The sequence below is a fragment of the Stenotrophomonas sp. 05N37 genome, from assembly GCF_056397365.1.
Genome location: NZ_JBFTNG010000003.1, coordinates 1 through 23,983 on the forward strand (window position 1 = coordinate 1; position 23,983 = coordinate 23,983).

General features: G+C 67.0%; 21 protein-coding genes, 2 rRNA genes and 1 pseudogene. 18 read left to right on the top strand and 6 right to left on the bottom strand.

Annotated features, from left to right (window positions below):
* Together rrf (AC1DGC_RS10565) and rrf (AC1DGC_RS10570) are read left to right on the top strand one after the other, a co-directional pair.
* Positions 1-109: ribosomal RNA gene (rrf, locus tag AC1DGC_RS10565) — 5S ribosomal RNA — on the top strand; the annotation flags it as partial.
* A 130-nt stretch (positions 110-239) separates the two neighbouring features.
* Positions 240-354 (top strand): 5S ribosomal RNA (gene rrf / locus AC1DGC_RS10570).
* Between the two features lie 906 nt (positions 355-1,260).
* On the opposite strand, the gene AC1DGC_RS10575 is transcribed toward rrf (AC1DGC_RS10570), so the two are convergent.
* Together AC1DGC_RS10575 and AC1DGC_RS10580 are read right to left on the bottom strand one after the other, a co-directional pair.
* The gene (locus AC1DGC_RS10575; protein WP_478047819.1) at positions 1,261-2,991 is read right to left on the bottom strand and encodes a M28 family metallopeptidase; all 1,731 of its coding nucleotides are present in this window, start codon (positions 2,989-2,991) and stop codon (positions 1,261-1,263) included.
* 52 nt (positions 2,992-3,043) lie between these two features.
* The gene (locus tag AC1DGC_RS10580; RefSeq protein ID WP_259210203.1) at positions 3,044-3,706 is read right to left on the bottom strand and encodes a DUF4097 family beta strand repeat-containing protein; all 663 of its coding nucleotides are present in this window, start codon (positions 3,704-3,706) and stop codon (positions 3,044-3,046) included.
* Between the two features lie 97 nt (positions 3,707-3,803).
* On the opposite strand from AC1DGC_RS10580, the gene AC1DGC_RS10585 reads away from it, so the two are divergent.
* Together AC1DGC_RS10585 and AC1DGC_RS10590 are read left to right on the top strand one after the other, a co-directional pair.
* Entirely contained in the window at positions 3,804-5,129 is a 1,326-nt protein-coding gene (locus AC1DGC_RS10585) for a murein hydrolase activator EnvC family protein (RefSeq protein ID WP_478047820.1), read from the top strand.
* A 124-nt stretch (positions 5,130-5,253) separates the two neighbouring features.
* Positions 5,254-6,711 (top strand): S41 family peptidase, encoded by a 1,458-nt coding sequence (locus AC1DGC_RS10590; RefSeq protein WP_478047821.1) that lies wholly within the window; start codon positions 5,254-5,256, stop codon positions 6,709-6,711.
* Between the two features lie 109 nt (positions 6,712-6,820).
* Here AC1DGC_RS10590 and AC1DGC_RS10595 read toward each other — a convergent pair whose 3' ends face one another.
* Positions 6,821-7,513, bottom strand: coding sequence for a rhomboid family intramembrane serine protease (locus AC1DGC_RS10595; RefSeq protein WP_259210206.1), 693 nt, complete (start codon positions 7,511-7,513; stop codon positions 6,821-6,823).
* Positions 7,514-7,740: 227 nt separating this feature from the next.
* Between AC1DGC_RS10595 and AC1DGC_RS10600 the strand changes: the two genes are divergently transcribed.
* Together AC1DGC_RS10600 and AC1DGC_RS10605 are read left to right on the top strand one after the other, a co-directional pair.
* Positions 7,741-9,084: an outer membrane protein transport protein gene (locus tag AC1DGC_RS10600; RefSeq protein ID WP_259210207.1), complete on the top strand. Its 1,344-nt coding sequence runs from the start codon at positions 7,741-7,743 to the stop codon at positions 9,082-9,084.
* Between the two features lie 133 nt (positions 9,085-9,217).
* Positions 9,218-9,811 carry a hypothetical protein gene (locus AC1DGC_RS10605; RefSeq protein ID WP_478047822.1) on the top strand — a complete coding sequence of 198 codons (594 nt, stop codon included), beginning with the start codon at positions 9,218-9,220 and terminating at the stop codon, positions 9,809-9,811.
* On the opposite strand, the pseudogene AC1DGC_RS10610 reads toward AC1DGC_RS10605, so the two are convergent.
* A pseudogene (locus AC1DGC_RS10610) lies at positions 9,781-10,271 on the bottom strand (ThuA domain-containing protein). The gene AC1DGC_RS10605 and the pseudogene AC1DGC_RS10610 overlap by 31 nt on opposite strands.
* A 373-nt stretch (positions 10,272-10,644) precedes the next feature.
* Between AC1DGC_RS10610 and AC1DGC_RS10615 the strand changes: the two are divergent.
* A complete protein-coding gene (locus AC1DGC_RS10615; RefSeq protein ID WP_394164871.1) occupies positions 10,645-11,289 on the top strand; it encodes a hypothetical protein in 645 nt (214 codons plus the stop codon).
* A gap of 94 nt (positions 11,290-11,383) precedes the next feature.
* Here the strand turns inward: AC1DGC_RS10615 and putA are convergent, their stop codons facing one another.
* Entirely contained in the window at positions 11,384-14,608 is a 3,225-nt protein-coding gene (putA, locus tag AC1DGC_RS10620) for a bifunctional proline dehydrogenase/L-glutamate gamma-semialdehyde dehydrogenase PutA (protein WP_259210211.1), read from the bottom strand.
* 12 nt (positions 14,609-14,620) lie between these two features.
* On the opposite strand from putA, the gene AC1DGC_RS10625 reads away from it, so the two are divergent.
* The 7 genes from AC1DGC_RS10625 (at position 14,621) to AC1DGC_RS10655 (ending at position 19,617) form a co-directional block, all read left to right on the top strand.
* Positions 14,621-14,800: a hypothetical protein gene (locus AC1DGC_RS10625; protein ID WP_394164872.1), complete on the top strand. Its 180-nt coding sequence runs from the start codon at positions 14,621-14,623 to the stop codon at positions 14,798-14,800.
* A gap of 83 nt (positions 14,801-14,883) precedes the next feature.
* Entirely contained in the window at positions 14,884-15,360 is a 477-nt protein-coding gene (locus AC1DGC_RS10630; protein ID WP_259210213.1) for a DUF2244 domain-containing protein, read from the top strand.
* Between the two features lie 11 nt (positions 15,361-15,371).
* Positions 15,372-16,310, top strand: coding sequence for a cytochrome c oxidase subunit II (coxB, locus tag AC1DGC_RS10635; RefSeq protein WP_259210214.1), 939 nt, complete (start codon positions 15,372-15,374; stop codon positions 16,308-16,310).
* 64 nt (positions 16,311-16,374) lie between these two features.
* A complete protein-coding gene (ctaD, locus tag AC1DGC_RS10640) occupies positions 16,375-17,985 on the top strand; it encodes a cytochrome c oxidase subunit I (RefSeq protein WP_259210215.1) in 1,611 nt (536 codons plus the stop codon).
* A 7-nt stretch (positions 17,986-17,992) separates the two neighbouring features.
* Positions 17,993-18,127: a hypothetical protein gene (locus AC1DGC_RS10645; protein WP_259210216.1), complete on the top strand. Its 135-nt coding sequence runs from the start codon at positions 17,993-17,995 to the stop codon at positions 18,125-18,127.
* Positions 18,124-18,720, top strand: a complete 597-nt coding sequence (locus tag AC1DGC_RS10650) for a cytochrome c oxidase assembly protein (RefSeq protein ID WP_259210218.1) — start codon at positions 18,124-18,126, stop codon at positions 18,718-18,720. The genes AC1DGC_RS10645 and AC1DGC_RS10650 overlap by 4 nt, the downstream gene beginning before the upstream one ends.
* A gap of 21 nt (positions 18,721-18,741) precedes the next feature.
* Positions 18,742-19,617, top strand: coding sequence for a cytochrome c oxidase subunit 3 (locus AC1DGC_RS10655; RefSeq protein ID WP_259210220.1), 876 nt, complete (start codon positions 18,742-18,744; stop codon positions 19,615-19,617).
* Between the two features lie 42 nt (positions 19,618-19,659).
* Here AC1DGC_RS10655 and AC1DGC_RS10660 read toward each other — a convergent pair whose 3' ends face one another.
* Positions 19,660-19,878 carry a twin transmembrane helix small protein gene (locus AC1DGC_RS10660; protein WP_070208839.1) on the bottom strand — a complete coding sequence of 73 codons (219 nt, stop codon included), beginning with the start codon at positions 19,876-19,878 and terminating at the stop codon, positions 19,660-19,662.
* A gap of 57 nt (positions 19,879-19,935) precedes the next feature.
* On the opposite strand from AC1DGC_RS10660, the gene AC1DGC_RS10665 reads away from it, so the two are divergent.
* The 4 genes from AC1DGC_RS10665 to cyoE are packed head-to-tail and all read left to right on the top strand — an operon-like array spanning position 19,936 to position 23,400.
* The gene (locus AC1DGC_RS10665) at positions 19,936-20,670 is read left to right on the top strand and encodes an SURF1 family protein (protein ID WP_478047823.1); all 735 of its coding nucleotides are present in this window, start codon (positions 19,936-19,938) and stop codon (positions 20,668-20,670) included.
* 18 nt (positions 20,671-20,688) lie between these two features.
* Entirely contained in the window at positions 20,689-21,273 is a 585-nt protein-coding gene (locus AC1DGC_RS10670) for a hypothetical protein (RefSeq protein WP_259210222.1), read from the top strand.
* A gap of 11 nt (positions 21,274-21,284) precedes the next feature.
* Positions 21,285-22,493, top strand: coding sequence for a COX15/CtaA family protein (locus AC1DGC_RS10675; RefSeq protein WP_394164876.1), 1,209 nt, complete (start codon positions 21,285-21,287; stop codon positions 22,491-22,493).
* A 4-nt stretch (positions 22,494-22,497) separates the two neighbouring features.
* Positions 22,498-23,400: a heme o synthase gene (cyoE, locus tag AC1DGC_RS10680; protein WP_394164877.1), complete on the top strand. Its 903-nt coding sequence runs from the start codon at positions 22,498-22,500 to the stop codon at positions 23,398-23,400.
* Positions 23,401-23,983 lie beyond the last annotated feature (583 nt).

Here is a 23,983-nt window from a genome sequence, read left to right on the forward strand (position 1 = left end):
GAAATTAGCGCTGTGGAACCACCCGATCCCATCCCGAACTCGGAAGTGAAACGCAGCTGCGCCGATGGTAGTGTGGCTCAAGCCATGCGAGAGTAGGTCATCGCCAGGGTTTATACCCAAAACCCCGCTGCTCACGCAGCGGGGTTTTTCTTTTTTTGCAGGCACCCGGTTTTCGAAGGTGCTTGTTTCTCGGAAGAGACCCATGCCGAGCTGGCGCAACGCGCTGCTCCAACCGTCTCCCTGGTGAAATTAGCGCTGTGGAACCACCCGATCCCATCCCGAACTCGGAAGTGAAACGCAGCTGCGCCGATGGTAGTGTGGCTCAAGCCATGCGAGAGTAGGTCATCGCCAGGGTTTATACCCAAAAACCCCGCTGCTCACGCAGCGGGGTTTTTTCTTTGTGCGTCTTCCCGGCGTCGATCGTGCTCCTGTCTAGGCACAGTCCCGGCATCGCTTCAGCGTGTTCCCGCCTCGGTAGAGCCGAGTCATGCTCGGCTGCTTTCCCCACACCTGTGCATGATCCCCACCGCTGCGGTGCCGAGCATGGCTCGGCACTACCGGGCCGTAGGAAATGCGCTCACCTGAGGTGATTGACATGGCTGGGCACTGTCCCTGTGTCGGTTCCCCGTGTCCCTACCTCGGTAGAGCCGAGCCATGCTCGGCTGATGTCCCCACCCCTCTGCATGAKCCCCACCGCTRCGGTGCCGAGCATGGCTCGGCACTACCKGRCCGYAGGRAATGCGTTCACCTGAGGTGACTGACATGGCTGGGCAYTGTCCCTGTGTCGGTTCCCCGTGTCCCTGCCTCGGTAGAGCCGAGCCATGCTCGGCTGCTTTCCCAACACCTCTGCATGAGCCCCACCGCTACGGTGCCGAGCATGGCTCGGCACTACCTGACCGCAGGGAATGCACTTACCTGCGTTGCCGAGCATGGCTCGGCGCTACCTGACCGCAGGGACTGCACTCACCTGCGTTGCCGAGCATGGCTCGGCACTACCCGACCGCGGGAAATGCACTCACCTGGCCCGCCACGGTCGTTTCCCGAGCCCCTCGATCCTGCCTGCGACCGCATCCACGCATGCACCCCTGATCCCGATCCCCTGTAAACACGGCCTTGCCCATCCTTGCCACGCCATTACCGGGCCGAGGGACATCTACCGGCTGCTGGCGCGCTACCGGCGGCCGATCACGTGCGGAGCCCCCAACAAAAAACGGCGCCCCAAGGCGCCGTTTCGTGTTCAACCTGACAACCGCGAGCCGCTCAGGGGGCCGGTGCTGCCGGTGTCGGGGCAGCGCCCTTGTCCTTCATCATCGCGTCGCGCGCCGCCTTGAACGGGTTGCCGTCATACCAGTTCGGCCAACGATCGCCGCCAGCCAGCTCCTTGCCCACCCCGTACAGCAACTGCAGGTCTTCCACGGTGCCGTCCAGCTTCCACGTGGCCGGGTCGAACTCATCCTTCGGCCCGTGGTAGCGGTCGCGACCATACGCTTCGGCTGCCTTGCGGCCGGCCTCGACGCCGCCGTCGCGCAGGTCTTCGCCGCCATCGGCATACAACGCCGGCACGCCGGCCTTGGCGAAGTTGAAGTGGTCCGAACGGAAGTAGAAGCCGCTCTGCACCGAGGTCTCGCCATGCAGGGTGCGGCCCTGGTTGGCGGCCAGCGGCTTGAGCATGTCCTCCAGCTCGGAACTGCCGAATCCGGTCACGGTGACATCCTTGGCGCGGCCGGCTACCGACATCGCGTCGATGTTGATCACACCGGCGATCTTGTCCAGCGGGAAGGTCGGATGGCTGACGTAATACTTGGAGCCCAACAGGCCCGACTCCTCCAGCGTCACGGCCAGGAACACCACCGAGCGCTCCGGCGCCGGTTGCTGGTGCGCCATCGCGTCGGCCACTTCCAGGATCCCGGCCACGCCGGTCGCGTTGTCGACCGCACCGTTGTAGATGTTGTCGCCCTGCTCACCCTCGTGCTTGCCCAGGTGATCCCAATGGGCCATGTACAGCACCGCTTCGTCGGCTCGCTTGGTGCCCGGCAGCACGCCGACCACGTTGCGCGATTTCTTCTCGGCGATGGTGCTCTTCAGGTCGAACGAGACCTTGGCCTTCAGCGAGACCGGCTTGAAGCCACGCTTGCTGGCGTCCTTGTAGGCCTTGTCCAGGTCCAGCCCGGCGTCGGCGAACAACTGGCGTGCCGCCTCGGCGCTCAGCCAGCCCTGCGCAGGCAGGCGTGCGTCCGGATCGTCCTTGGCCGGCAGGTCGTACTGCGGGCCCGCCCACGAGTTTTTCACCACGTCCCAGCCGTAGGAGGCGCCGGCCGTGTCGTGCACGATCAGCGCGGCAGCGGCGCCCTTGCGTGCGGCCTCTTCGAACTTGTACGTCCAGCGCCCGTAATAGGTCATGCGCTTGCCGTCGAACAGCTTGGCGTCGTCCACGTGGAAGCCGGGGTCGTTGACGAACATCACCACCGTCTTGCCCTTCCAGTCCTGGCCGGCGTAGTCGTTCCACTTCTGCTCCGGCGCATCCACGCCATAGCCGACGAACACCAGCTCACTGCCATCGACCTTTACCTCCGGCTGCCCGCTGCGGGTGCCGATCACCATGTCGGTGCCGAACGCGAGCTCGCGGGTCTTGCCGGCCTGGTCCAGCCTGAGCACGGTGGACTCATCAGCCGTGGTCTCGGTCATGGCCACGTCCTGGAACCAGCTGTCGCCGTTGCCCGGCTGCAGGCCGATGCGCTGCATCTGGTCGCGGATGTAGTTGACGGTGAGCTCTTCGCCCTTGCTGCCCGGGGCGCGGCCTTCAAACGCATCCGAGGCCAGCGTCTTGACCAGCTCGGCGAAGTCGGCCGCATTGATGTCGGCGGCAAAGGCATGGCTGGCCGTGGCGGCAGGTGCCTGCGTGGCGGCGGTCGGCGGCGGTGCGGTGGCTTCGCCCTTGCACGCGGCAAGGGCGGCGGTGGCGGCAAGGCACAACAGAAGTTTGCGGGGCATCATCGATTCCTGGATCCAGTGGGCCGGTGCACAGGGGCACCGGGAAAGGGTATCAATCCTGCGGTGCGGCGTCGGTGTCGAAGGTCAGCGGTTGTGCACCGCTGACCGGGCCGATATGCGCGGTGCGGTGCACGTACAACGTGACCTCGCGCTCGAACTGCAGGCTGCCGGCGACGCTGGCCTTCGGGCCGATGATCACGCGCGGCTTGCGACCGCCGGTCAGCGACAGGTTGAAGTTGGGCTTCTTGACCCGGATGCCGCCCTCGACCTGCGAGCCCACCCCGACCGTGATGTCACCGTTGACCGTGTCGATGTTGCCGTTGAGCCGCGTCTCGACGAGTCCGATGCCGCCGTTGACGGTCTCCAGGTTGCCCTCGATCACACTGCCGCGGTCGATGAAAATGCCGCCGTTGACGGTCTCCACGTTGCCGGCAGCGACCACGTCGCGCCCGATCCGCAGGTTGCCGTTGACCGTGGACACACCGGTGGTGCGCGCACGGTCGCCGACCTTGATGCTGCCGTTGACCGTCTGGATCTCGGCCGTGACCACGCCTTCGTCGACGGTGATGCCGCCGTTGACCGTTTCCAGGTCACCGTAGACCTGGCCACCGGTGGCGTGGATGCTGCCGTTGACCTTGCTGATGTCCTCGCTGGCCAGGGCCGGTGCGCAAGGCAGCACCAGGGCCAACAGCAACAAGAGCGAAATGCGTTTCATGGTGACCTCGTATCGGGTATGCGGCTGGCAGGCCGCCTGTGGGGATGTCACCATGCATCGCTACAATCCGCATCTGCCTGAAGTCACTGGAAAGCCCTTGCGCCACAACGCCTTGCCCTCACGCCGGAATAACAAACCGTCGCCCGGAGACCGCGGCGGCATCGTCCCGCCCTGGCTGGCGCGCGGGCTGTTGCTGGCGCTGGCAGTGCTGGTGGCGGGCCCGGTGCTGGCACAGAGTTCCAAGGAAGCCGAGCGCAAGCTGCAGAAGCTGCGCACCGAGCTCAAGGACGTGGCCCAGGAGCGCAGGACCCTGGAGGGCCAGCGTGGGCAGGCCTCGCGGCAGTTGCGCGATGCCGATGAAAAGGTCGCGCGCACCGGGCGGGTGCTGGCCCAGACCGAAACCGCGCTGCAGCGCGAAACCCGTGCCATGGAGGAGCTGCAGCGCAAGCGCAGCGACCTGCAGGCCGGCATGACCCGGCAGCGCGACGAGCTCGCGTCCCTGCTGCGTTCGGCCTACCGCATCGGCAACAACGCACCGCTCAAGTTGCTGCTGTCCCAGGACCGCGTCGCCGACGCCAATCGCAGCCTGGCCTATCACCGCTACCTGCAGCGCGAGCGCGCCCGGCGCATCCAGCGGATCACCCACGATCTGGCCGAACTGCAGGCCGTGGAAGCCCAGATCGTCGAGCGCCGCCAGGCGCTGGAAGGCACCCGCCAGCAGCAGAAGCAGCAGGCCGCCACCCTGGCCAACGACCGTCGTACCCGTGCGGAGACCGTGGCCAGCCTGGAGGAGCGCTACAAGGACCGCAGCGAACGCGAGAAGGCCCTTGGCCAGGATGCCAAGGCGCTGGAAACGCTGTTGGCCAACCTGCGCGCCGCCGCCGCGCGCGCCGAGGCCGAACGGCGCGCTGCCGCGCGCAAGGCGGCCGCCGAGAAAGCCGCCGCGGAAAAGGCCGAACGCGCGGCGGCCGCCAACGGCACCCGCCCGCCGCCGCGCCCGGGCAAGACCCCGCCTGCGGTGGCCTCGGCGCCGCCGCCCAAGGTGGGTGGGCTGGGCTGGCCGCTGTCGGGCAACCTGTTGGCGCGCTACGGCGGCAAGCTGCCGGATGGGCGCACCAGCAGCGGCGTGCTGATCGGCGCGCCGGCCGGCAGCACGATCACCGCCGTGGCCGACGGGACCGTGGTGTTCTCCGACTGGATGACCGGCTACGGCATGATCCTCATCGTCGACCACGGCAATGGCTACATGAGCCTGTATGCGCACAACGACACCCTGCTTCGCGATGCCGGGGCCACGGTCAAGAAGGGCGATGCGGTGGCCAAGGTCGGCAACTCCGGCGGGCAGGGCGTGACCGCGCTGTACTTCGAGCTGCGTCGCAATGGCCAGCCGGTCGATCCGGGCGGCTGGCTGCAGCGACGCTGACACCCAGCCAAACGGCGCACGGTCGCAGCGCCGCGGGTTCAACGGGAATTTATCGTCGCTTCGCGCATAATCGGGCGACGCACCCCGTGCGTGTTTTCCGTCCCCCGCCGACCTGGAGTGCTTCATGCGCGTAGCCCGTACCGCCACCTTGCTGCTGGCCCTGCTGCCTGCCGTGTCCTGGGCGCAGCAGACCAGCGAGGCCGCCAGCAGCGCCAGTGACGCCGCCAGCAACGAGGAAGCGGTGACATCGCGGGTACCGCTGGAAGAGATCCGGCGCTATGTGGCGGTCTACAACGCGGTGCGCGCCGCCTACGTGGACCCGGTGGATGACAAGAAATTGATGCAGTCGGCCATCCGCGGCCTGCTGCTGGACCTGGATCCGCACAGCACCTACTTCGACAAGGAAGACGCCGAGGCCTTCGACGAGCAGGCCACCGGTGCCTACGACGGCATCGGCGTGGAGCTGCAGCAGCAGCCGGACAACAGCAGCCTGAAGGTGATCTCGCCGATTGACGACACCCCGGCCGCGAAGGCCGGCATCCTCGCCGGCGACCTGATCATCGCCATCGACGGCAAGCCGATCAGCGCCATCGAGGCCACCGAGCCGCTGCGTGGCAAGGCCGGCAGCAAGGTGGTGCTGACCCTGGTGCGCACCGGCAAGCCCAAGCCGTTCGATGTCACCGTCACCCGCCAGACCATCCGCGTGACCAGCGTGCGCAGCCGCATGCTGGAGCCGGGCTATGGCTACATCCGCCTGAGCACCTTCCAGGCCGATACCGGGGCCGATTTCCAGAAGCAGGTCGGCCAACTGCAGCAGCAGGCCGGGGGCAAGCTCAAGGGCCTGGTGCTGGACCTGCGCAGCAACCCCGGTGGCCTGCTCACCGCGGCGGTACAAGTGGCCGACGACCTGCTCGACAAGGGCAACATCGTCAGCACGCGCGGTCGGATCTCGATCAGCGATGCGCGCTTCGACGCCACCCCGGGCGACCTGTTGAAGGGCGCCCCGGTGGTGGTCCTGGCCGACGCCGGCTCGGCCAGCGCCTCCGAGGTGCTGGCCGGCGCGCTGCGCGACAACGGCCGCGCCCGCGTGGTCGGCAGCCGCACCTTCGGCAAGGGCTCGGTGCAGACCGTGTTGCCGCTGGACAACGGCGACTCGGTCAAGCTCACCACTGCCCGTTACTTCACCCCGAGCGGCAAGTCGATCCAGGCCACCGGCATCGTGCCGGACGTGGTGCTGCAGCCGGACAAGCGCGACGGCGATGACGAGCTGCCGGCCAGCCTGGCCGACTACAGCGAAGCCACCCTGCCAGGCCACCTGCGCGGCGACGAAGAAGGCGGCGACGGCTACAAGGCCGGTGACGTGCTGCCCGGCGATGGCCCGATCAACGCTGCGCTGGCGGAGCTGAAGCAGCCGGGGTCGGTGGTCGCCAGGCAGAAGGCCGAGGGCGCCAGGACGGCGGCGCAGAAGAAGCCCGAAGCGAAGCCCGAAGCCAAGCCCGAAGCCAAGCCCGAAGCCAAGCCCGAAGCCAAGCCGGCGGACGTGCCGGCCAAGCCCTCAGCAGACGTGCCAACCAAACCGTGACCGGTAGTGCCGGCCGCTGGCCGGCGCTGCAGTCGACCGGCGTTGCGGAAAGCGGCCAACGGCCGGCTCCAGCGGGCGCATCCGCGCCTAGCCGCAGCCGACCGCCGATTCAGAATCCGTGTCGCTTGCGCAGCCGGCGGGCGATCGCGGCGCGCACGTACACGCCGTAGCCCAGGCCGAACAGGAAGCCGGCGATGTGCGCCCACCAGGCCACCATGCCGAAGCTCGGGCCGATGTGGGCGAACACCACCTGCAGCCCCGCCCAGACGCCGATCAGCAGGTAGGCCGGGGCGCGCACGAATTCCAGGAACAGCCCCAGCGGGATCACCACGCCCAGGCGTGCGCCGGGGAACAGCGCCAGGTAGGCGCCGATCAGCGCCGACACCGCGCCGCTGGCGCCGATGATGATCTGGTCGGGACTGCCCATGGCGTAGATGGCGGTCAGGTTGGCGATCGCCCCGCCGACCAGGAACAGCAGCATCAGCCGCCACGGGCCCAGCACCCGCTCGGCCGGCAGCCCGAAGATCAGCAGGAACACCAGGTTGCCCAGCAGGTGCGACCAGTCCGCATGCAGGAACAACGCGGTGAACAGGCGCAGCACGCTGCCGTCCTGCAGGGTCGCCCACCAGTCCTGTGGATGGGTCAATCCCGTCGACAGCGCGCCCCAGTCCAGCCACAGGCTGCGACGGGCATCGTCCGGCCGCGAGATCGACCACAGGAACGCCAGCCACAGGGCGGCGAACAGCAGCGGGGTGGCCCAGCGGAAGGCGGACTTCTTGCGGGAAGGGATCGACACGAACATGGATGGCGCTAGCCTAGCGCGGCAGCAGCCCCGACGGGGAATTGTCGGCTTCAGCCTGAATAGCCGCTGGGGCGGCCCACGTTATTGTTTCATTAACCGGTCTCGGTATACTCCAATACGGCGTCGTATGTCGGGAGGGGAATCCGGCGCGTTGTTCCGGCCGCAAGGCGCGGGATGACGCAGGCGCGCGTTGCCAAACATCACCGCAATTCCGGAGAGAACCAAACATGCATACCGCTTCCACGCTTGCCCGCGTCACCGCCCTGGCCGTCGGCATTGCCGGTGTCCTGGCTGTCGGCCACGTCCACGCTGCTGCCTTCCAGCTGAAGGAAAACAGCGCCAAGGGCCTCGGCCGCGCCTTTGCCGGTTCCGGCAGCGCCCAGGGCGACGCCTCCATCATCGCCGTCAACCCGGCCGGCATGCGCCAGCTGGAAGGCACCCAGATCCAGGGTGACCTGAGCGCGATCAGCTTCTCGGCCAAGTACAGCGGCACCGGCCGCAAGCCGACCGGCCAGCCGCAGACCGGCGGCAATGGCGGCGACGCCGGCATGATCGCGCCGGTCCCGGCCGCGTACTTCCACATGCCGATCGGCGAGCAGGCCCACTTCGGCGTGTCGCTGACCGCTCCGTTCGGCTTCAAGACCGAATACGACAACGGCTGGGTGGGTCGCTACAGCGGCCTGAAGACCGACCTGAAGGCGATCGACCTGGGCTTTGCCGCCTCGTACGACGTCAACCCGTACGTGTCCTTCGGCGCCTCGGTGTTCGTTGAGCACCTGACCATCGAGCTGAGCAACAACATCGACTTCGGCACCGCGCTGGCGCAGTCGCGCGTGCCGGGCTTCGCCCCGGGCAGCGCCGATGGCAAGCTGACCGTGGAAGGCGACAACAATGCCGTGGGCTGGACCGTCGGCGGCTTGTTCAGCCCCGATGAGAACACCCACATCGGCATCAGCTACCGCTCCAAGGTCGAGCACAAGATCACCGGCGGCGACGCTACCTTCGACGTGCCGGCCAACGCCGCTGCTGTGCTGGCCGTGGCCCAGCCGGGCCGCTTCACCAGCACCTCGGGCAAGGCCACGCTGACCCTGCCGGCCTCGGCCACCCTGAGCGTGACCCACAACGTCAACGACCGCTGGACCGTGATGGGTGACGTCACCCGCACCGCCTGGTCCACCGCCTTTGACCAGGTCACCATCGACTACGCCTCGGCGCAGCCGGACTCGGTGCTGGAATTCGGCTACCGCGACACGACCTTCGTCTCGCTGGGCACCGACTTCAAGCTGAGCGACACCGTCACCCTGCGCGGCGGTATCGCGCTGGATCAGACCCCGACCACCAACGCCCACCGCGACGTGCGCGTGCCGGACACCAGCCGCAAGTGGCTGTCGCTGGGCGTGGGCTGGACCCCGTCGGAGAACATCGAGTACAACTTCGGTTATACCCACCTGTTCACCAGCGATCCGGACGTGAACATCGCCGGTACCACCAACAACCAGGGCAACTCGCTGACCGGCAAGTACAAGGTCCGCGGCGACGTGCTGGCCGCGTCGGTCAACTACAAGTTCTGATCGACACAGCCGCACCGGTTGTTTGAACGGCAGAAGGCCCCGCGAAAGCGGGGCCTTTTGTTTGCGCCGCGTCCGCCGCGCGCCGCGAGCGCATCCCTGTCGGCCCCGCTCTTGGTGACCGGCGCTTGTCTGCATGCACGCGGGCTTCCGCTCCACCGCATGTGCAGGGCACTCCGGCGGCGACGCCTTCAGTAGACTGGCGGCCCGTTTGCATCCCATCGTCATGGACCGCCGATACCTCAAAAAGATGCGCGCTTACTGGGCGCGCGAAGAAGCGAAGAACCTTCGCTATCTTCAGAAGACGCTTGCCAAATCGACCTGGTTCGATCTCTGGCACGTGCACCCGGACTGGTATGGCAAAGCTGCACGTGACCCGTCCGACCGCGAGGCCGTCGCGCATTCCGCCTTGCGCCTGCTCGACCATGCGCAGCGTTCGCTCGATGCAGACGCACGCGAGGCGCAGTGTTGGGCGCAACTGCATCCGAACACGATGAACGACGGGGTGTACCTTCATTCGGCCAATCCCAATGGTCGGGCGAACTACCCGCATGAGTTCACCGGCTACATCTGGGGGGCGACGATCCCGGTGTGGCTGGAAGCGCTGCTCGACGCCTCGCGCTTCGAGGTCGGTGCGAAGGACGGCGAAGACGGGACGATCTACGTGGTGAGGGCGCGCGCGAGGGTGCTCGATGCCACTCAGCAGCGCGACGATGAGCCGGCCGCGTAGCGCAGCCCCTGCCGCAACTGCGCGACGAAGTCTTGATCGCGATACACCGCCTCGTCATGACCCAGCCCGGTGTACCAGCTGTGGCCGCCATCGAAGGTGTGGCACCAGGTGATCGGGTGGTCATCGCCCATCCACCGCCATCGTAAAGACGTTCGTCCACCGTGGCGACCACGTGCGCGCGCGCGTGGGTTGTCGCGGTAGGTGTAAATTTCGCCGCGTATCGGCCAGGCCGTGCCACGTGTGCGGCCATCGCGTTCGGGCTGTACGCGGGTGTCCTGCAGGCCCGGTGGATGTGCCCTGAAGTAGGCGCCCACCCGTGCGCCATACCACGCCAGTCGTACTCGGTATCGGCCGCCGCATGGAGGCCGGCGAAGCCGCCGCCAGCGCGGATGAAGCCTTCCAGCGCACGCTGCTGCGCGGCATCGAGCACGTCGCCGGTGGTATTGGCGAACACGACCACGCGGTAGCGGGCGAGGCGGACCGGCGTGAAATCGGCGGTCAACCTCGGTGGCGTCGGCCTGCATGCCTTCGGCGGCGGTCACGCGTTGCAGCGTGGCGATGGCGGTGGGGATTGCATCGTGGCGGACCTGCACGGTGCGCGTGGACACCAGGACGCGGTCGGCCGCCGGCGCCGCGCAGGCCGTGGGCCCGGGCATCGATGCCAGCAGAACGATCGGGAGCAGGGCAGCGCGGATGTCCGGATTCTGCCACGGTGTTGGCCCATTGCAACGATGGGGATGGGCCTTTTCAGCGCGGTCCGCGCCGGCCCAGCGCGTACAATCCCGCACCGCTCCCGCACGGCGGGAGTCATGCTGTCTGACAAGGATCTGTACATGTCGTCTCTCGCGTTTCGTTCCACCCTTTTCCTGGGCCTGGCCGCACTGTCGGCCCCTGCCTGCGCGGCCGATTTCGGCGCCTGTTTCACCCTCACCCCGGGCCTGACCTGGTCCACCGCCGATGCAACGCTGACCATCGAGAAGGCGACTTTCGCCGGCAAGGAGGCGATCAAGGTCAACAGCGCCGGCGGCGGCATCGGCACGGCCAGCTACTTCGATGCCAGCGGGCGCGCCTTCCTGGGCGAGGAGCGCTACGGGATTTCCGCCTGGGGTGGGGAGGCGGGCACGCCGGTGATGACCGACGCCTTCAACCCCGCGCCGACGTTCCCGGCGACGGCCAAGCCGGGCGACCGCTTCCAGTACACCGGGAAGGGCGAGCGCACCCACCACGTCGAAGAGACCGTCGAGCCGCTCGACTTCGAGGGGTTCTCGGATTACACCTTCGTCGGCTTCGAGGACGTGGACGTGGAGATCGATGGCCAGCCGCGCACCTTCAAGGCCACCTGCCACCTCAGCGCGAGCTTCGAGGACAACCGCATGGAGGGCTGGTACGCCCCCGGTTTCGGCCGCATCCGGTTCGAGCGCTACATGGGCAACGAGTTGCTGATGCGCGATGAAATCGAGTCGATCGACGCCCCGTAACCGCGGCCGCGGCGCGGCGCTGCATGGCGCCGGATGACGCCCACAAAAAACCCCGCGTTCGCGGGGTTTTTCGTTCAACACCTGCTGCCGTGCATCAATCGCCCAACGTCAGCAGCGAGGCATTGCCACCGGCCGCGGTGGTGTTCACGGTGACGGTCTTTTCGGTGGCGAAGCGCAGCAGGTAGTGCGGGCCGCCGGCCTTGGGGCCGGTGCCGGACAGGCCCTGGCCGCCGAACGGCTGCACGCCCACCACCGCACCGATCTGGTTGCGGTTGACGTAGACGTTGCCGACATTGATGCGCGAGGAAATGCGCTCCACGGTTTCATCGATGCGCGAATGCACGCCCAGGGTGAGGCCGTAGCCGGTGGCGTTGATCTGATCGATCACCGCGTCGAGCTGGTCGCCCTTCCAGCGGATCACGTGCAGCACCGGCCCGAAGATTTCCTTGTGCAACTGGTCCAGGTTCTTCAGTTCGTACGCGCGCGGGGCGAAGAAGGTGCCATGCGCGGCCGCTTCGCTGAGTTCGGCGGCAGCGATCAGGCGCGCTTCCTTCTCCATGCGCACGGCGTGGTCCTGCAGGATCCGCAGGGCGTCGGCATCGATCACCGGGCCGACGTCGGTGGACAGCAGGCCCGGGTCACCGACCTTCAGTTCGGCCATCGCGCCGGACAGCATGGTCATCACCTTGTCGGCGATGTCGTCCTGCACGAACAGCACGCGCGCGGCCGAGCAACGCTGGCCGGCCGAGGTGAACGCCGAACCGATCGCATCCTTGACCAGCTGTTCCGGCAGCGCCGAGGAGTCGGCGATGAAGGCATTCTGGCCGCCGGTTTCGGCGATCAGCACGCCAATAGCGGCGTCGCGCGCGGCCATCGCGCGGTTGATCGCGCGGGCGGTGTCGGTGGAGCCGGTGAAGGCCACGCCGGCCACGCGCGGGTCGGCGGTGAGCGCGGCACCGACGGTGGCGCCGTCGCCGGGCAGGAACTGCACCACGCCTTCGGGCACGCCGGCCTCGAGCAGCAGCTGCACCGCGTAGTAGCCGATCAGGTTGGTCTGCTCGGCGGGCTTGGCGATGACGCTGTTGCCGGCGGCGAGCGCGGCGGCCACCTGGCCCAGGAAGATCGCCAGCGGGAAGTTCCACGGGCTGATGCAGACGAACACGCCGCGGCCGTGCAGCTGCAGTTCGTTGGACTCACCGGTGGGGCTGGGCAGCTTCTCGGCATGGCCGAACTGTTCGCGCGCCTGCTTGGCGTAATAGCGCAGGAAATCGACGGCTTCGCGCACTTCGGCGATGCCGTCGGGCAGGCTCTTGCCGGCTTCCTTGACGCACAGCGCCATGAACTCGGGCAGGCGCGCCTCGAGCTGGTCGGCGGCGTGTTCCAGGATCGCGGCGCGGCTGGCGGCCGGGGTGCGGTTCCACGCCGGCTGCGCGGCCACGGCATTGGCCAGCGCCTTCTCCACGGTGGCGCTGTCGGCCGGCTGCCACTGGCCAACCACCTGACGGGTGTCGGCCGGGTTGGTCACGTTCAACAGCGCGCCGGTCGGGTTGGCGCCGGGCACCAGCGGTGCGGCCTTCCACGGCTTCACGGCGGCGTTGAGCTGCTCGGCCAGGGCGCGCAGATCGTTGTCGTTGGCGAGATTGACGCCCATGGAGTTCTTCCTGTCATGGTTCTGGCTGCGCAGCAGATCGACCGGCAGCGGGATTTTCGGATGCGGGATGGACGCGAAGGAGGACACCGCCTCGACCGGATCGCGGATCAGGTCGTCGATGGCCACCGCGTCGTCGGTGATGCGGTTGACGAAGCTGGAATTGGCGCCGTTTTCCAGCAGGCGGCGCACCAGGTACGGCAGCAGGTCTTCATGCGAACCGACCGGCGCGTACACGCGGCACGGCACGTTCAGGCGATCGGCCGGCACCACTTCGGCATACAGGTCGTCGCCCATGCCGTGAAGCTTCTGGTGCTCGTACTGGCCCCCCTTGGCGATCGCCTTCACCGCGGCGATGGTGTGCGCGTTGTGCGTGGCGAACATCGGGTAGAGCGCATCGGCATGGGTGAACAGCCGATGGGTGCACGCCAGGTAGGACACGTCGGTGTTCTGCTTGCGGGTGAACACCGGGTAGGCGGGCAGGCCATCGATCTGCGCGCGCTTGATTTCCGCGTCCCAGTACGCGCCCTTGACCAGGCGGACCTGCAGGCGGCGACCGATGCGGCGGGCCAGGTCGGCCAGGTAATCGATCGTGTACGGGGTGCGCTTCTGGTACGCCTGCACGACCACGCCGAAGCCTTCCCAGCCCACCAGCGAAGCGTCGGTGACCACCGCTTCGATGATGTCCAGCGACAGCTCCAGGCGGTCGGTTTCCTCGGCATCCACGGTGCAGCCGATGCCATAGGACTTGGCCAGCTGCGCCAGCTCCAGCACGCCCGGGACCAGGTCGGCCATGACGCGCGCGCGCTTGGCGTGCTCGTAGCGCGGGTACAGCGCGGAGAGCTTGATCGAGATGCCCGGGGCCGCGTTGACGTCGCCATCGGGGCGGCCACCGCGCGCCTTGTGGTCACCGCCGATGGAGTGGATCGCGCGGCGGTAGTCTTCCAGGTAGCGCTTGGCGTCCTTCATGGTCAGCGCGCCTTCGCCAAGCATGTCGAACGAATAGCGGTAGCTGGCGTTGTCGCCCTTGTGCGAGCGCGACAGCGCTTCGTCGATGGTGCGGCCCATGACGAACTGGTGGCCCATGATCTTCATCGCCTGGCGCACGGCCAGACGGATCACCGGCTCGCCCACGCGGCCGATCAGGCGCGCGAACGCACCGGGCACGTCGGCGCGGGTGGCATCGTTGATCTGCACCAGGCGGCCGGTCAGCATCAGGCCCCAGGTGGAGGCGTTGACCAGCACCGAGTCGCTGCCGCCCATGTGCTTCTTCCAGTCCGCATCGCCGAGCTTGTCGCGGATCAGCTTGTCGGCAGTGTCCTGGTCGGGGATGCGCAACAGCGCTTCGGCCACGCACATCAGCAGCACGCCTTCTTCGCTGCCCAGGTCGTACTGGCGCATGAAGGCTTCGATCGCGCCCTGGTCCTTCGCACGCACGCGCACGCGCGCCACCAGGTCGGCGGCCACCGCCTGCACCTGCGCCTGTTCGGCGGCGGGCAGGCGGGCCTGCTCCAGCAGTTCGCGCACATGGCTGGCCTCGTCCTTCATCCAGGCATCGGTGATCGCCTGGCGGAACGCGGGGGGAGGCGTCGGCAGCTCGGGCGACAGCAGCGGCGGACGGAGAGCGCCGGACGGGGCCGGGGCAGGAATCGGTGCGGAGGGTGCGGTCATGCCGGTCGGCTCGTGGAAAACTTGACCATTTTAATCGTTTTTCTGGCCGCGGAAGCAATATCCACGGCAACCCTCATCATGGTCATAGCCTTTGATACAAAGGGATTCGGCGTTTCACAACGGGGCGCCGGTTATTGTGCTGATTTCGTCAAAAGTGCCGCCGATCTCGATGCTGTATTGCACCATTCCTGAAAGTGTGAATGGACCCTTGCTACTGTCGCGAGTGCAGGGCTACCATCGAGACGTTTCCCGCGGCAGGAAAACGCGGTTGCGACATGATCGAGGTGCTGACAGCTCCGGACGGATCAGGGACGCGACTGCGGCTGCGTCCCCCACGGGCGCTCGATGCCCGGCAGTTCGTCCTGTTGTTTGCTGTGTTGTGCGGGGTGATGGGGTTGGCGGCCAGCCTGGGTTGGTTGGCCGGCAACGTATTTGCCCCGTTGTTCGCGCTGCTGTACAGCCTGTTGCTGGCAGCGGCACTGCGTAGTGTGTGGCGTAGTGGAGAACGGCAGGAAGAAATCCGGGTGGTTCCGGCGTGTGTGGAGGTCATCCCCGCACCCGGGCACTCGCCGGTGTTCAGCGCGCACCCGCACTGGGTCCGCCTGATCGCCGACGAGCAGAGGGTCCGGCTGGCGTCCAGCGGCAGGCAGGTGGAAGTGGGGGCTTTCCTCGCACCGGCCGAACGCAGGGCACTGGCTCAGAAACTAGAAGGCTTGCTCGCGGCCAGCGATGGCTGCAACCGACGACGCTAAGGGTCTAGGCAATGAAGCAACGCATCAAGTGGGGCAGTACGTTCGGGAAGACAGCAACAAGCGGGGCCGCGCTGCTGGCGCCCGCATTGGCGTGGGCCCAGGCGGCCGACCCCAAACCGTGGCAGTTGAACATGGGCAAGGGGGTGACCCAGAGCGCGCGGTTGGCCTGGGAATCCAACCTGTTCTCGCTCTGGGTGTGCACGATCATCGGCATCCTGGTGTTCGGCGCGATGTTCTACGCCATGTTCAAGTTCCGCAAATCCAAGGGCGCGGTCGCCGCCACCTTCAGCCACAACACCAAGGCCGAGGTGATCTGGACGGTGATCCCGGTGATCATCCTGGTGGTGATGGCCTGGCCGGCCACGGCCAACCTGATCAAGTTCTACGACACCCGCGATTCGGAAATGACCGTCAAGGTCACCGGCTATCAGTGGATGTGGAAGTACGAATACCTCGGCGAGGATGTCACCTTCACCAGCCGCCTGGACCGCGAGTCCGACCGCGTGCGCCAGAGCGGCACCGTGCCCACGCTGGAATCGCACCCGCATTACCTGCTGGAAGTGGACAACCGGCTGGTGCTGCCGGTGGATACCAAAGTCCGCTTCGTGATCACCTCCGACGACGTCATCCACGCCTGGTGGGTGCCCGCGTTGGGCTGGAAGCAGGACGCGATCCCCGGCTTCATCAACGAAGCCTGGACCAACATCGAAAAACCCGGCGTCTACCGCGGCCAGTGCGCCGAGCTGTGCGGCAAGGACCATGGTTTCATGCCGATCGTGGTCGAGGCGGTGTCCAAGGAGGACTTCAAGAAGTGGCTGGCCTCGCGCAAGCCTGCGCCGGCTGCTGCTCCCGAGGCGGCTCCGGCGGCACCCGCGCCGGCCCCGGCTGAGGCGGCACCGGCCGCCACGCCCGAACCGGCCGCGGCGGCCCCGGCAGACAGCAACGCCTGAAATCGAGCCACGCCTGCCAACCGGCAGGCGGGGGTACCACCGGATCCAGTGAGGTGTAGTTGCGATGGCGCATTCCGCAGTTGACCACGACGGGCACCACGGGCATCAGCAGAGCTTTGTGGAGCGTTGGTTGTTCTCGACCAACCACAAGGACATCGGCACGCTCTACCTGCTTTTCAGCTTCATCATGTTCATCATCGGCGCGGCCATGAGCGTGGTGATCCGCGCCGAGCTGATGCAACCGGGCCTGCAGTTCGTCAAGCCCGAGTTCTTCAACCAGATGACCACCGTGCACGCACTGGTGATGATCTTCGGCGGGGTGATGCCGGCCTTCGTCGGCCTGGCCAACTGGATGATCCCGCTGCAGATCGGCGCGCCGGACATGGCCCTGCCGCGCATGAACAACTGGTCGTTCTGGTTGCTGCCGGTGGCCTTCAGCCTGCTGCTGGTCACCTTGTTCCTGCCCGGCGGCGCACCGGCCGGTGGCTGGACGCTGTACCCGCCGCTGTCGCTGCAGGGCGGCTACAACGTGGCCTTCAGCGTGTTCGCCATCCACGTCGCCGGCATCAGTTCGATCATGGGCGCGATCAACATCATCGCCACCGTGCTCAACATGCGCGCGCCGGGCATCGACCTGCTCAAGATGCCGATTTTCTGCTGGGCCTGGCTGATCACCGCGTTCCTGCTGATCGCGGTGATGCCGGTGCTGGCCGGTGCGGTGACCATGCTGCTCACCGACAAGTTCTTCGGTACCAGCTTCTTCAACGCGGCCGGCGGCGGCGACCCGGTGATGTTCCAGCACATCTTCTGGTTCTTCGGGCACCCGGAGGTGTACATCATGATCCTGCCGGCCTTCGGCGTGGTCAGCGAGATCATCCCCACCTTCAGCCGCAAGCCGCTGTTCGGTTACCAGGCCATGGTCTACGCGGTGGCTGCCATCGCGTTCCTGTCGTTCATCGTCTGGGCCCACCACATGTTCACCGTGGGCATGCCGTTGGGCGGCGAAATCTACTTCATGTTCGCCACGATGCTCATCTCCATCCCGACCGGGGTGAAGGTGTTCAACTGGGTCAGCACCATGTGGCGCGGCTCGCTCACCTTCGAGGCGCCGATGCTGTGGGCGGTGGCCTTCGTCATCCTGTTCACCATCGGTGGGTTCTCCGGGCTGATGCTGGCCATCGTGGTGGCCGACTTCCAATACCACGACACCTACTTCGTGGTCGCGCACTTCCACTACGTGCTGGTGACCGGCGCGGTGTTCGCGTTGATCGCGGCGGTGTACTACTGGTGGCCCAAGTGGACCGGGCGCATGTACAGCGAGAAGTGGGCCAAATTCCACTTCTGGTGGTCGATCGTGTTCGTCAACCTGCTGTTCTTCCCGCAGCACTTCCTCGGCCTGGCCGGCATGCCGCGGCGCATCCCCGATTACAGCGTGGCGTTTGCCGACTGGAACATGATCAGTTCCATCGGTGCGTTCGGCATGTTCGCCACGCCCTTCATGATGGCCGCGATCCTGCTGGCGTCGCTGCGCAACGGCGAGAAGGCGGCTGACCGTGCCTGGGAAGGCGCACGCGGGCTGGAATGGACCATTCCCTCGCCGGCACCGGCGCATACGTTCACCACGCCGCCGACGATCCGCCCCGGCGACCTGGCTCATGACGACATCACCCACTGAGGCAACCATGGACAGCCATCCTGACATTGCCGAGGTACAGGCCCTGCAACGCCGCCGCGCACAGCGCACCGCCTGGAAGGTGGGGCTGGTGGCGGTGGCGGTGTACGTGGGCTTCATCCTCAGCGGGGTGATCGGGCGATGAGCGCAGACCGCCCGGTCGCCCCCGCGCGCACGGCGGGCCTGCCCCGCCTGATCGGGGTGGCGCTGGCGGTGTTCGTGCTGACCTTCTCGCTGGTGCCGTTGTATCGGATCGCCTGCGAGAAGGTGTTCGGGGTGCGGCTGGAGCGTGGTCCGGGCGCAGCGGCCGGCGGCGCGGTCGCCACCGGCAAGCGCACCGTGCGGGTGGAATTCGATGGCGGCGTCAACTCCAAGCTGCCCTGGGCCTTCCACCCCGAACAGCTGACCATGGACGTGGTGCCCGGCGAGCTCAACGAGGCGCTGTACTTCGCGCGCAACGACAGCGACCGCGCGCTGGTCGGCAGCGCGGTGCCCTCGGTGGCACCGGCCAAGGCCTCGGGCTATTTCAGCAAGACCGAGTGCTTCTGTTTCACCGCGCAGACCCTGCAGGCGGGCGAGAAGCGCGACATGCCGGTGCGTTTCATCGTCGATCCCGACCTGCCGGCCAACATCAAGACGATCACCCTGTCCTACACCTTCTACAAGAACGACGCGCTGTCCGCGCAGCTGCCTGCCGCCGCCGCGGCGGTCCCGGCCAACGCGCACGCCGCTCCCTGATACGCACCGGATCCTGAGACCATGGCCCAGCAAAATCCCGATGCCACCGTGTATTTCGTGCCCACGCACAGCAAATGGCCGTTCATCGGTTCCATTGCGATGATGGTGACCATGGTCGGCGTGGCCAGTTGGCTCAACGATTCCAGTTGGGGCAAGTGGACCTTCTATACCGGCATCGCGATGCTGGTGCTGACCCTGTTCTGGTGGTTCAGCGACGTGGTGCGCGAATCCCAGGCCGGCAGCTACAACCGCCAGGTCGACGGCTCGTTCCGCATGGGCATGGTCTGGTTCATCTTCTCCGAAGTGATGTTCTTCGGTGCGTTCTTCGGGGCGCTGTTCTACACCCGCAACCTGGGTCTGCCGTGGCTGGGCGGCGAGGGCGACCGGGTGATGACCAACGAGCTGTTGTGGACCGGCTACTCGGCGGCATGGCCGACCAACGGCCCCGGCGCGATCGGTGGCCACTTCCAGACCATCCCCGCGTGGGGCCTGCCGCTGATCAACACCCTGATCCTGCTCACCTCCGGTGTCACCCTCACCATCGCCCACCATGCGCTCAAGGCCGGGCATCGCCGTCAGCTGCTGGTCTGGCTGGGGCTGACGGTGGCACTCGGCGTGTTCTTCCTGACCCTGCAGGCCGAGGAATACATCCACGCCTACAAGGAACTCAACCTCACCCTGGGCTCGGGCATCTACGGCTCGACGTTCTTCATGCTCACCGGCTTCCACGGCGCGCACGTGCTGCTCGGCACGATCATGCTGGGCGTGATGTGGCTGCGCTCGGCCAAGGGGCACTTCACCCGTGACAACCATTTCGGCTTCGAAGCGGCCGCGTGGTACTGGCACTTCGTCGACGTGGTGTGGCTGATGCTGTTCCTGTTCGTCTACGTGCTGTAGCGTCGGCGCGACACCGCGTGCCGCACCGAGGCGGGTGCGGTTTCAGCCGCCGATGCCGTGGGGTTTGATCCAGCCGGTGTAGATGCCGATGGCCACCAGCGCGATCAGTGCCACCGACACCGCGATGCGGCGGGTGAGCGCGTTGACGGTGCGCTTGGTCTGGCCGCGATCGACCAGCAGGTAATACAGCCCGGCGCCCAGATTCCAGACGATGACGATCAGAAACGCGATTACCAGCAGGGTCTTCAACGAATCATTCATGCGCGGCTCGATGGCGGGGCGGGTACGCCTATATCACCGCGTTTGGTCGCCGTTGTCATGATGCGCAAGCACACACGCCTGATCGCCTGGGTGGCCGCGCTGCTGGTGATCGTCGGTTTCTGCCAGCTGGGGCGCTGGCAACTGCAGCGCATGCACGAAAAACAGGCCCTGCTCGACCAGCAGGTCCCCGTGCGTGTGCAGGCGCTGCGCCTTGCCGAGGCGCTGGCGGCACCGCTGCGGCTGCGTTGGGTGGAGGACCGCGGCCGTTACCTGCCGGGCACCGTGCTGCTGGATAACCAGACCCGCGCCGGGCGCGCCGGCTTCAAGCTGTACCAGCCGTTCCTGAGCGAAGACGGGGCGCACGTGCTGGTCGACCTGGGCTGGCAGCCGATGCCGTCGGACCGGGTGCTGCCCCGCCTGCACGTACCGCAGGGGCCGGCCCGCATTGCCGGGCTGCTGGCGCCACCACCGGCCAGCGGCATCGCGCTGGGCCCGGCGCTGGCCACCACCCCGCAGGCCGGCGTGTGGCTGGCCAACCGCCTGCCACCGGACGAGGTGGCGCGCGCGCTCGGCTTGCCGCCGCGCAGCTTGCCCGAGCGGGTGCTGCGGCTGGACCCGGCGCTGCCCGGCGGCTATGCGCGCGACCTCGACCTGCTGCCCAACACGCTGCCGCCCAGCCGCCATCTCGGCTATGCGGTGCAATGGTTCGCGCTGGCGTTGACCGTCCTGGTGGTCGCGCTGGTCCTGGAATTCCGCCTGCGTCGCCGCCCTGCCGCCGGTTCCCGGCGCTGAGCGTCCCAACATGAGAAAATGCCGCCCATGAATGCCACTTCCCAGGATCGGCTGCCCTCGCGCTCACGCGGCCGCTGGACGTTGATCGCCTTGTTCGCGCTGTTCTTCGGCGCAATGGCCCTGGCCGGCGTGCTGCGCTTCTCCGGCTGGCAGCCCACCGCGCACCGCAACGCCGGGCAGCTGCTGCAACCGCCGGTCGATCTGCGCCAGCGCCCGCCGCTGCTCGCCGATGGCCAGGTCTATCCGTGGAACCCCGACGCGCGCACCTGGCGCATCCTGGTGGCGCCGTCTGCAGGCTGTACGAGCGAGTGCGTCACTTTGTCGCAGGGATTGGGCAAGGTGTGGCAGCTGTTCGGGCATAACGCCGATAATGTCGAGATCCTGTGGCTGGGCACGCCGCCGGCCGAGGTCCAGGGCTTGCCCGCATTGCGCGCGCTGCGCGACCAACCGGCCCTGCGTTCCGCCCTTCCCGCCGTGGATGACGCCGCCGGCACGCCGGTGTATGTGATCGACCCCAACGGTTTCGTGATCATGCGCTACGCACCGGGATTCGATATGGCCGGTCTGCGCAAAGACCTGGCCACGCTGCTGAAACTGAAGTGAGTTCCGTTTAGATGAGCCTTTCCGCACGCCCGGTGCTGCACCGCAATTTCCACCGTCTGGCGTGGTTTGCGCTGATCATGACCGCCAGCACGATCATGTTCGGTTCGTTCGTGCGCCTGTCCGATGCGGGCCTGAGCTGCCCGGACTGGCCGACCTGCTATGGCCGGGTCACCTGGCCGCAGCATGCCGCCGACGTGGTGGGCCACGAGGCCGCCAAGATCCGGCCGCTGGAAACGCACAAGGCCTGGCGCGAGCAGGTCCACCGCTTCCTGGCTGGCGCGCTGGGCATCGAGATTCTCACCCTGGCGCTGCTGGCCACGCGTCGTCGCCGCTGGGGCAGCACCGCGGTGGTGACCGCGTGCGTACTGGTGGCCACCGGCATACCGCTGTACATGATGGGCATGCACGTACCGGCCAGCATTCTGGCCATCCTCGGCGAGGCCATCCTGCTGATCGCCGCGCTGCGCTGGAACAACATCGACCTGGCCCGCGCCGCGTTGCTGACCCTGGCGGTGGTGATCTTCCAGGCGCTGCTGGGCATGTGGACGGTGACCTGGCTGCTCAAGCCGATCGTGGTGATGGGGCACCTGCTGGGCGGCATGTTGATGTTCAGCCTGCTGGTGTGGATGGCGTGGCGTGCCACGCACATGCCGATCACGCTGGTGGAAGCACCGAAGCTGAAGTGGCTGATCCGGGCCGGCGTGGCCGTGCTGGTGCTGCAGATCGCGCTGGGCGGCTGGGTCAGCGCCAATTACGCCGCGCTGGCCTGCGGCGGTGGCAGTGCGTCGCTGGACAACTTCCCGCGTTGCGTCAGCCAGTGGTGGCCGCAGCATGATTTCAAGGAAGGCTTCACCCTGTGGCGCGGCATCGGCGTGGACTACGAAGGCGGCGTGCTCGATGGCGCCTCGCGGATCGCGATCCAGCTGGCGCACCGGATGATGGCGATCGTGGTGGCGGTGTACCTGCTGTGGCTGTCGGTGCGCCTGTTCAAGCTGCCGAGCATGCGCGGCTGGGCCAGCGCATTGGGCCTGCTGGTGGTGCTGCAGATCACCCTGGGCATCCTCAACGTCAAGTTGGCCGTGCCGCTCGAAGTGGCCGTCGCGCACAGTGGCGGGGCCGTGGCGCTGCTGTTCGTGCTGGTGACGTTGCTGGCACGCCTGCGCGCGCCGGATGCGGACGGCAAGGCCGTCTCCGCGTCGTCCACCGTGCAGGCAGGCTGACGGCATGGCCAGTTACCGTCAGTACTGGGACCTGACCAAGCCGAAGGTCGTCGCCCTGATCGTGTTCACCGCACTGGTCGGGATGTTCCTGGCCATTCCGGGGGTGCCCACCGCGCAGCAGGCCATCGACGGCGCGCTGGGCTTCCTTGGCATCTGGCTGGCCGCCTCGGCCGCCGCGGCGATCAACCAGCTGCTGGACGCGCGCATCGACGCGCAGATGGCGCGCACCTCGTGGCGTCCGTTGGTGGTGGGCAAGGTCAAGCCGTGGCAGGTGCTGGTGTTCGCCGGCATCCTGATCGCGTTGTCGATGACGATCCTGGTGGTCTGGGTCAATGTCATCACTGCGGTGCTCACCTTCGCCTCGCTGATCGGTTACGCGGTGATCTACACCGTGTACCTCAAGCGCGCGACCTCGCAGAACATCGTCATCGGCGGCCTCGCCGGTGCCACCCCGCCGTTGCTAGGCTGGGCGGCGATCACCGGCATGCAGGGCCCGTGGGACTGGGCCTATGCGTCGCTGCTGGTACTGATCATCTTCATCTGGACCCCGCCGCATTTCTGGGCACTGGCGATCTTCCGCCGCGAGGATTACGCCAAGGCGGAAATCCCGATGCTGCCGGTCACCCACGGCGTGGCGTATACCCGCAAGTCGATCATGGTGTATTCGATCGCGCTGGCCGTGGTGAGCATTCTGCCGGTGGTACTCGGCATGAGCGGCGTGTTCTACCTCGGCGGGGCGATCGTGCTCAACGCGGTGTTCCTCTGGTACGCGTGGCGCATGCTCAACCCGCCGGACGAACTGTTCTCGATGAAGATGTTCGGCTACTCCATCTTCTACCTGATGGCGCTGTTCGCCTTCCTGATGGTGGACCACTGGATGTTGCCCTGGTTGCGTCAATCGCTTTGAATCGGTGGTTTGCCGGCGCCATTGCTTCTTGACCAAGCATGAAGTGACGGAATAAAGCGATGGCGCTGGGGTGGTCGGGATGGCGTCTGGTGCGGCGGTGCCTGCGGCCGGCAGCGCCAGCGGACGACTCTGCTGCGCAGATCACATGGCGTGCAGGCGACGCGCGCCTGATCGTACCGGGCGAGTGCCACGGCGCCCCTGAAACGCCTCGGGTCGTGGCCGATCTTGTCGAGCGCTACAGCCGCGACAGTGACATGGTTTCGCTGGCGATGGAGATGCCGATGAGCGGGAACGTCGCGCGCCCGCGCTCCCTGCGCTCCAATGGTGATTCGGACGCGCATGAAGCACTGCGGACCTCCCCGTTCTGGCTCGCCGAGGACGACCAGCACGACGGGCGGCAGTCTGGCCATGCTCGGCGCTGCGGATACAGGGACGCGATGCAGGCGTCGCCGACTATGACGTGGAGACCGGATTGTCCGCTTGAGACGGGGCGCACAATGACGTCGTGGCCGCGCACTTACGCCGGTAGTTCAGCGCACTGCGGCCCGGTGCCCTGATGCGGGGATTGACGGGCAACGTGCCT

What these genes read in the sequence shown, in the direction of transcription:
- AC1DGC_RS10575 (WP_478047819.1), bottom strand. Translation starts at nt 2,991, where the DNA reads ATGCCCCGCAAACTTCTGTTGTGCCTTGCCGCCACCGCCGCCCTTGCC.
- AC1DGC_RS10580 (WP_259210203.1), bottom strand. Translation starts at nt 3,706, where the DNA reads ATGAAACGCATTTCGCTCTTGTTGCTGTTGGCCCTGGTGCTGCCTTGC.
- AC1DGC_RS10590 (WP_478047821.1), top strand. Translation starts at nt 5,254, where the DNA reads ATGCGCGTAGCCCGTACCGCCACCTTGCTGCTGGCCCTGCTGCCTGCC.
- AC1DGC_RS10595 (WP_259210206.1), bottom strand. Translation starts at nt 7,513, where the DNA reads ATGTTCGTGTCGATCCCTTCCCGCAAGAAGTCCGCCTTCCGCTGGGCC.
- AC1DGC_RS10600 (WP_259210207.1), top strand. Translation starts at nt 7,741, where the DNA reads ATGCATACCGCTTCCACGCTTGCCCGCGTCACCGCCCTGGCCGTCGGC.
- AC1DGC_RS10605 (WP_478047822.1), top strand. Translation starts at nt 9,218, where the DNA reads ATGCACGCGGGCTTCCGCTCCACCGCATGTGCAGGGCACTCCGGCGGC.
- AC1DGC_RS10615 (WP_394164871.1), top strand. Translation starts at nt 10,645, where the DNA reads ATGTCGTCTCTCGCGTTTCGTTCCACCCTTTTCCTGGGCCTGGCCGCA.
- putA (WP_259210211.1), bottom strand. Translation starts at nt 14,608, where the DNA reads ATGACCGCACCCTCCGCACCGATTCCTGCCCCGGCCCCGTCCGGCGCT.
- AC1DGC_RS10630 (WP_259210213.1), top strand. Translation starts at nt 14,884, where the DNA reads ATGATCGAGGTGCTGACAGCTCCGGACGGATCAGGGACGCGACTGCGG.
- coxB (WP_259210214.1), top strand. Translation starts at nt 15,372, where the DNA reads ATGAAGCAACGCATCAAGTGGGGCAGTACGTTCGGGAAGACAGCAACA.
- ctaD (WP_259210215.1), top strand. Translation starts at nt 16,375, where the DNA reads ATGGCGCATTCCGCAGTTGACCACGACGGGCACCACGGGCATCAGCAG.
- AC1DGC_RS10645 (WP_259210216.1), top strand. Translation starts at nt 17,993, where the DNA reads ATGGACAGCCATCCTGACATTGCCGAGGTACAGGCCCTGCAACGCCGC.
- AC1DGC_RS10650 (WP_259210218.1), top strand. Translation starts at nt 18,124, where the DNA reads ATGAGCGCAGACCGCCCGGTCGCCCCCGCGCGCACGGCGGGCCTGCCC.
- AC1DGC_RS10655 (WP_259210220.1), top strand. Translation starts at nt 18,742, where the DNA reads ATGGCCCAGCAAAATCCCGATGCCACCGTGTATTTCGTGCCCACGCAC.
- AC1DGC_RS10660 (WP_070208839.1), bottom strand. Translation starts at nt 19,878, where the DNA reads ATGAATGATTCGTTGAAGACCCTGCTGGTAATCGCGTTTCTGATCGTC.
- AC1DGC_RS10665 (WP_478047823.1), top strand. Translation starts at nt 19,936, where the DNA reads ATGATGCGCAAGCACACACGCCTGATCGCCTGGGTGGCCGCGCTGCTG.
- AC1DGC_RS10670 (WP_259210222.1), top strand. Translation starts at nt 20,689, where the DNA reads ATGCCGCCCATGAATGCCACTTCCCAGGATCGGCTGCCCTCGCGCTCA.
- AC1DGC_RS10675 (WP_394164876.1), top strand. Translation starts at nt 21,285, where the DNA reads ATGAGCCTTTCCGCACGCCCGGTGCTGCACCGCAATTTCCACCGTCTG.
- cyoE (WP_394164877.1), top strand. Translation starts at nt 22,498, where the DNA reads ATGGCCAGTTACCGTCAGTACTGGGACCTGACCAAGCCGAAGGTCGTC.